At 71.6% G+C, this 7673-nt stretch carries 1 protein-coding gene; it reads left to right on the top strand.

Annotated elements, in window-relative coordinates:
- Window positions 1-15: 15 nt before the first annotated feature.
- On the top strand, window positions 16-7673 hold a 7658-nt coding region (locus HY68_RS39710; protein ID WP_198533362.1), incomplete at its 3' end, for a type I polyketide synthase.

Here is a 7673-nt window from a genome sequence, read left to right on the forward strand (position 1 = left end):
GATGAGGACGGACCGGTGCCAGAAGACCAGCAGGACAAAGTCGTCGACTATTTGAGGCGGGTCACCTCGGATCTCCGCCGCGCGCGTCAGCGCATCGGCGAACTCGAACTCAAGAACAACGAGCCCATCGCCATCGTGGGAATGAGCTGCCGGCTCCCCGGCGGTGTGCGCTCCCCGGAGGCCCTGTGGGATCTCGTCGATTCCGGTGGTGACGCCATTTCCGGCTTCCCCGCCGACCGCGGCTGGAATCTTGACCGGCTCACCGGCGACGGAGAAGGCAGCAGCGCCACCCACGAAGGCGGATTCCTCTACGAGGCAGCCGAATTCGACGCCGGATTCTTCGGCATATCGCCGCGCGAGGCCATCGCGATGGACCCGCAGCAGCGGCTGCTGCTCGAAGTGTCCTGGGAAGCCCTCGAACGGTCCGGGATCGCCCCCGACTCGCTGCGCGGCAGCCAGGCCGGTGTCTTCGTCGGCGCCTACCACTGGGGGCAGCCGACGGCCGGTACGGCGGGGGAACTCCAGGGGCACGCGCTGACCGGCACGGCGGCCAGTGTGCTCTCGGGCCGGCTCGCCTACACCCTCGGACTCGAAGGCCCCGCCATCACGGTGGACACGGCCTGCTCCTCCTCACTGGTCGCGCTGCACGTCGCCGCGCAGTCCCTGCGGGGCGGGGAGTCCTCGCTCGCCGTCATCGGCGGTGTCACGGTCCTCTCGGAGCCCTCCGTCTTCGTGGAGTTCAGCAAGCAGGGCGGACTGGCGCCCGACGGCCGCTGCAAGGCGTTCTCCGACGAGGCGAACGGTACGGGCTGGGGCGAGGGCGTCGGTGTACTCGTCGCCGAACGGCTCTCCGACGCCCGGCGGAACGGCCACCAGGTGCTGGCCGTCCTGCGCGGCTCCGCCGTCAATCAGGACGGTGCCTCGAACGGCCTGACCGCGCCCAACGGTCCCTCGCAGGAGCGGGTGGTCCGCCAGGCGCTGGCCAACGCCGGTCTGTCGGCTGCGGACGTGGACGCGGTGGAGGCGCACGGCACCGGCACCAGGCTCGGTGACCCGATCGAGGCGCAGGCACTGCTTGCGACATACGGCCAGGAACGCGACCAGGACAGCCCGTTGTGGCTGGGCTCGCTCAAGTCGAACATCGGGCACACCCAGGCTGCCGCCGGTGTCGCCGGGGTCATCAAGATGGTGATGGCGTTGCGGAACGGGGTGCTGCCCCGGACGTTGCACGCGGAGTTGCCTTCGTCGCATGTGGATTGGTCGTCGGGTGCGGTGCGTTTGTTGTCGGAGGCGGTGGAGTGGCCCGAGAGGGGTCGGCCGCGCCGTGCGGCGGTGTCGTCGTTCGGTATCAGCGGCACCAACGCCCACGCGCTGCTCGAAGAGGCCCCGGCCGCCGAGGAGGCGGAGCCGTCCGCCGAGCCGCCTGTCGAGCCCGCCGCCGTGGCGGGGGGCGTGGTGCCGTGGGTCGTGTCGGGCCGTGGCCGCTCCGCCGTACGGGACCAGGCGACGGCGCTCGGCTCCCGGGCGGAGGCCGCGGCGAGCCCGCTCGACGTGGGCTACTCGCTCGTCTCGTCCCGGTCGGTCTTCGACCACCGTGCCGTGCTGGTCGGCGAGGGCAGCGACGAACTGCTGACCGGGGCAAGGGCGTTGGGTGCAGGGGAGTCCTGGGCAGGTCTGGTCGAAGGTGTGGCCGATGTGGAGGGGAAGACGGTGTTCGTCTTCCCGGGGCAGGGGTCGCAGTGGGTGGGGATGGGGGCTCGGTTGCTGGACGAGTCGCCGGTGTTCGCGGAGCGGATCGGTGAATGTGCGGCCGCGTTGGCCGAGTTCACCGATTGGTCGTTGGTGGATGTGTTGCGGGATGTGGAGGGCGCTCCGTCGCTGGAGCGGGTGGATGTGGTGCAGCCTGCTTCCTTCTCGGTGATGGTGTCGCTGGCCGCGCTGTGGCGCTCGCACGGCGTGGAGCCGGACGCCGTGGTGGGTCATTCCCAGGGTGAGATCGCCGCTGCGGTGGCATGTGGCGCGCTGTCGTTGGAGGACGGTGCGCGGGTGGTGGCGTTGCGGAGTCAGGCGATCGGTCGGCGGCTGGCTGGGCGTGGCGGGATGATGTCCGTCGCGTTGCCGGTGGCGGAGGTGGAGGGTCGGCTGGAGTCGTGGTCGGGTCGGGTGTCGGTGGCTGCGCTGAACGGGCCGCGTTCGGTGGTGGTTTCGGGTGAGCCCGAGGCTTTGGACGGGCTGTCGGTCGAGTTGACGGGCGAAGAGGTCCGGGTGCGTCGGGTGGCGGTGGATTACGCGTCGCATTCGGCGCAGGTGGAGGATCTGCGTGGCGAACTCCTGGACGTGTTGGGTCCGGTGCGGCCGCGTGTTTCGGAGGTGCCGTTCTTCTCCACGGTGACCGGCGAGTGGCTGGATACGGAGGAGATGGATGCCGGGTACTGGTTCCGCAACTTGCGGCAGCGGGTCAGGTTCGCCGACTCCGTACGTGACCTGCTGGACGGGGGACATCGTGCCTTTGTCGAGGTGAGTTCGCATCCGGTGCTGACGATGTCGGTGCAGGACATGATTGATGATTCCGGTGAACCTGCTGTGGCGACGGGGACGTTGCGTCGTGACACGGGTGGTGTGTCGAGGTTCTTGTTGTCGGCCGCCGAGGTGTTCGTTCGCGGTGTTGACGTCGACTGGGCGGGTGTGTTCGCGGGTACCGGCGCCCGGCGGGTGGACCTGCCGACCTACGCCTTCCAGCACGAGCGCTTCTGGAACATCCCCGACGTGCTCGACCAGGTCGCCGAAATCGATCCCCTGGACGCGGAGTTCTGGGCGGCGGTGGAGCAGGAGGATCTGTCCGCGCTGTCCTCGACGCTGCGTACGGACGAGGGTTCGGTGGCCGCTGTGCTGCCGGCGCTGTCGTCCTGGCGCAGGTCGCGTCACGACCGCTCGACCGTCGACTCCTGGCGCTACCGCGTCTCCTGGTCACCCGTCGGCAACGTCCCCCAGGCACGGCTGTCCGGGACGTGGCTCGTGGTGTCGGCCGAAGGGACCGACGACGCGGAGGTCGTTGATGTGCTGAGCGGGTCGGGTGCCGATGACGTACGCCGGTTGGTGCTGGACGAGTCGTATGTCGACCGCGGGGCCCTCCGGGAGCGGCTGGCGGAGACCGGTGAGATCGCCGGGATCGTCTCCGTACTCGCTCGGGCCGAGGAGCCGGGGCAGCGTTACCCGGGCTTGTCGCTCGGCCTTGCGCTGACCGTCTCGCTGGTCCAGGCCCTGGGCGACACGGAGAGCGGGGCGCCGTTGTGGTTCCTCACGCAAGGCGCCGTCTCCACCGGCCGTTCGGACGAGATCACCGCTCCCGCACAGGCGCAGGTGGCCGGGGTGGGGTGGACGACGGCGCTGGAGCATCCGCAGCGCTGGGGCGGAGTCATTGATCTGCCGCCGGTCCTCGACCAGCGGGCCGCCTCGCGGCTCGTCTCCGCCCTCGCGGGCGCACTGGGCGAGGAGGACCAGCTCGCCGTCCGCGCCTCCGGCGTGCTGACCCGCCGTATCGTCCGCGCGGGCGCCGGACGCAAGGCGTCGTTCCGCGACTGGAAGCCGCGCGGCACCACCCTGGTCACCGGCGGCTCCGGCACCCTCGCCCCCGGGCTCGCCCGCTGGCTGGCCGGACAGGGTGCGGAGCATCTGGTACTGGTGAGCCGCCAGGGCATGGAGGCTCCCGGCGCCCCTGAACTCGTGGCAGAACTGGCCGAGTTGGGCACGGAGGCGACCGTCGCCGCCTGTGACGTCACCGACCGGGACGCCGTGGCCGCGCTGCTGGCGCAGCTCAAGGCCGACGGACACACGGTCCGTACGGTCGTCCACACCGCAGCCGTGATCGAGCTGTACTCGCTGGCCGAGACCAGCATGGAGTCCTTCTCCGACGTCGTGCACGCGAAGGTCGCCGGTGCCCGGCACCTGGACGAGCTGCTGGACGACGAGGAGCTGGACGACTTCATCCTCTACTCGTCCACGGCCGGCATGTGGGGGAGCGGTCACCACGCCGCGTACGTGGCGGGCAACGCCTTCCTCTCCGCGCTCGCCACCCAGCGCCGCGCCCGTGGTCTGCGCACCACGTCGGTGCACTGGGGGAAGTGGCCCGACGACATCGAGCGCGAGCTGGCCGACCCGCACCAGATCCGTCGCAGTGGCCTCCAGTACCTGGACCCCGAGCTGGCATTGAGCGGCCTCAAGCGGGTCCTGGACGACGACGAGACCGTCATCGGTCTCACCGACGTCGACTGGGACACGTACTACCCCGTCTTCACCTCGGGCCGCCCCACCCGCCTCTTCGACGAGGTGCCCGAGGTGCGGCGCCAGCTGACCGCCGGCACCGAACAGGCATCCGCAGGATTGGAGATGAATGATCTCGCGGTGCGGCTGCGTGAGCTGACCGCCCCCGAGCAGGAGCGGCTGCTGCTCAATCTCGTCCGTACGGAGGCGGCAGCCGTCCTCGGCCACGCCTCCGCGGACGCGTTCCCCGAGCGGCGCGCCTTCCGGGACATCGGCTTCGACTCGGTCACCGCCGTCGACCTGCGCAACCGGCTCGTGGCCGCCACCGGTCTCCCGCTGCCTTCGACCATGGTCTTCGACTACCCCAGCCCCGCCGTGCTGGCCGGCTTCCTGCGGTCCCGCGCCGTGGGGGACGCACAGACGGCACAGGACGCGACCGCGTCCGCCGCCGGCACCGAAGCGGACGACGAGCCGATCGCCATCATCGCCATGAGCTGCCGCTATCCCGGCGGCGCCGGCTCCCCCGAGGAGCTGATGCGGCTGGCCGTCGACGGCGCCGACGTCATCTCGGAGTTCCCCGCCGACCGGGGCTGGGACGCCGAAGGACTGTACGACCCCGACCCGGACCGGCAGGGGACGACCTACTCGGTCAGGGGCGGATTCCTGCACGAGGCCGCCGAGTTCGACCCCGGCTTCTTCGGCATCTCGCCGCGTGAGGCGGTCGCCATGGACCCGCAGCAGCGGCTGCTGCTGGAGACCTCCTGGGAGACCTTCGAGCGCGCCGGGATCGACCCGGACTCGCTGCGCGGCTCCACCGCCGGTACGTTCATCGGCGCCAGTTACCAGGACTACTCGTCGAGCGTGCAGAACGGCTCCGAGGGCTCCGAGGTGCACATGGTCACCGGCACGGCGGCCAGCGTGCTGTCGGGCCGGGTCTCCTACCTCTTCGGGTTCGAGGGGCCCGCCGTCACGGTCGACACGGCCTGCTCGTCCTCGCTGGTCGCGATGCATCTGGCCTGCCAGTCGCTGCGCAGCGGGGAGAGTTCGCTTGCCCTTGCCGGCGGTGTCGCCGTCATGGCCACCCCGCACGCCTTCGTCGGCTTCAGCAGGCAGCGGGCGCTCGCGCTGGACGGCCGCTGCAAGCCGTTCTCCGAGGCCGCCGACGGTATGACGCTGGCGGAAGGCGTCGGCGTCGTCCTGCTGGAGCGCCTTTCGGACGCGCGGCGCAACGGGCACCGGGTGCTCGCCGTGGTGCGCGGCTCGGCGATCAACCAGGACGGCGCTTCCAACGGCCTGACCGCGCCCAACGGGCCTTCGCAGCAGCGGGTGATCCGGCAGGCGCTGGCCAACGCCGGCCTTTCGGCTGCGGACGTGGACGCGGTCGAGGCACACGGCACCGGTACCAAGCTCGGTGACCCGATCGAGGCGCAGGCGCTGCTGGCGACGTACGGCCAGGGCCGCGACCCCGAGTACCCGCTGTGGCTGGGCTCGCTCAAGTCGAACATCGGACACACCCAGGCTGCCGCCGGTGTCGCCGGGGTCATCAAGATGGTGATGTCCCTGCGCGACGCGGTACTGCCCCGCACCCTCCACGCCGGCACCCCCTCGTCGCACGTCGACTGGACGGCCGGCGGGGTGGAACTGCTGCACGAGCAGACCCGCTGGCCTGACGCGGGACGCCCGAGGCGCGCCGGAGTCTCGTCCTTCGGGATCAGCGGCACCAACGCGCATCTCATCCTGGAACAGGCCCCCCCCGCCGAGGAGCCCGTCGATCCCGAACCGGAAGGGACGACGCCCGACGACGCCGGACAGGACGCGGCGCCCGAAGGCGTCCTGCCCTGGCTGATCTCGGCGAAGTCCGACGCCGCGCTGCGCGAGCAGGCGGCCCGGCTGCTCGCCCACACCGAAGCGGAGCCCGGCCTGTCGGCCGCCCGGGTGGGCTGGTCGCTCGCGACCGGCAGGTCCGCCTTCGCACACCGCGCCGTGGTGCTGGGCGAGACCGGGGACGACTTCCGGCGCTCGCTGAACGCGCTGGCCACCGGGGCGGGTTCGGCCGGACTTGTGTCCGGTGTCGCCGACGAAGGAGCGGCCGGCGGACCGGTGTTCGTCTTCCCCGGCCAGGGCTCCCAGTGGTGGGGGATGGGCCACGACCTGCTCGCGGACTCCGCCGTGTTCCGGGAGACCGTGGACGCCTGCGCCGAAGCGCTGGCCCCGTACATCGACTGGTCGCTGCACGACGTGCTGTCCGGTGAGGCGGACCCCGCACTGCTCGAACGGGTGGACGTGGTCCAGCCCGCCCTGTTCTCCATGATGGTCGCGCTGGCCGCGCTCTGGCGCTCCTACGGCGTCGAGCCCGCTGCCGTGGTCGGCCATTCGCAGGGTGAGATCGCCGCCGCTTATGTGGCAGGCGCGCTGACCCTCGACGACGCTGCGGCTGTCGTCGCCCTGCGCAGCCAGGCCCTGCCCCGGCTCTCCGGGCTCGGCGGCATGATGTCGGTGGCCGCCCCGGTCGAGCGGGTCGAGGAGCTGCTGGCCCCCTGGGCGGAACTCCTCTCCGTGGCGGCGGTCAACGGCCCTTCGTCGGTCGTCGTGTCCGGCGACGCCGGAGCGCTGGACGAACTCCTCGCCGCGTGCAAGGAGCAGGACGTGCGCGCCCGCAAGGTCTCGGTGGACTACGCCTCCCACGGCCCGCACGTCGAAGCGGTACGGGACGAACTGTCCCGGGTGCTCGCCGGCGTCCGCTCCACACCCCCCACGGTGCCGTTCTACTCGACGGTGACGGGCGGCCGTCTGGAGACGGCCGCGTTCGACGGCGACTACTGGTACACCAACCTGCGGCAGACCGTACGGATGGAGGAGGCGACCCGCGCCCTGCTCGCCGCCGGGCACCGCGTCTTCATCGAGGCGAGCCCGCATCCGGTACTGGCAGGGGCCGTCCAGGAGACCCAGGAAGCGGTCGAGGAGGCCGCCGGTTCCGCAGTGGTCCTCGGGTCGCTGCGCCGCGACGAGGGCGACACCCGGCGCTTCCTCGCCTCCCTCGCCGAGGCGTACGTGCACGGGACACCGGTCGACTGGCGCAAGGCCTTCCCCGCCGACGGGGCCGCCCCGGTGGAGCTGCCGACGTACGCCTTCCAGCGCCGGCGCTACTGGCCGGAGCTGAAGCCCGCCCGGAACGGCGCAACCGGCACCGGAACCGGCGGCGAGGCCGACTCGGCGTTCTGGCGGCTCGTCGAGAACGAGGACCTGGAGTCCCTCGCCGACGAACTCGGCGTCGGTGCCGACGGCGAGCGCTCCTCGCTCGGCGCCGTACTGCCCACGCTCTCCGCCTGGCGCGCCAAGTCGCGGGAGCGGTCCCTGGTCAACGAGTGGCGCTACCGCGTCGAGTGGGCCCGGCTGGGCGAACCGGCCGCCGC

This window comes from Streptomyces sp. AcH 505, assembly GCF_000818175.1.
In the GTDB taxonomy this organism is placed as follows: Bacteria; Actinomycetota; Actinomycetes; order Streptomycetales; family Streptomycetaceae; genus Streptomyces.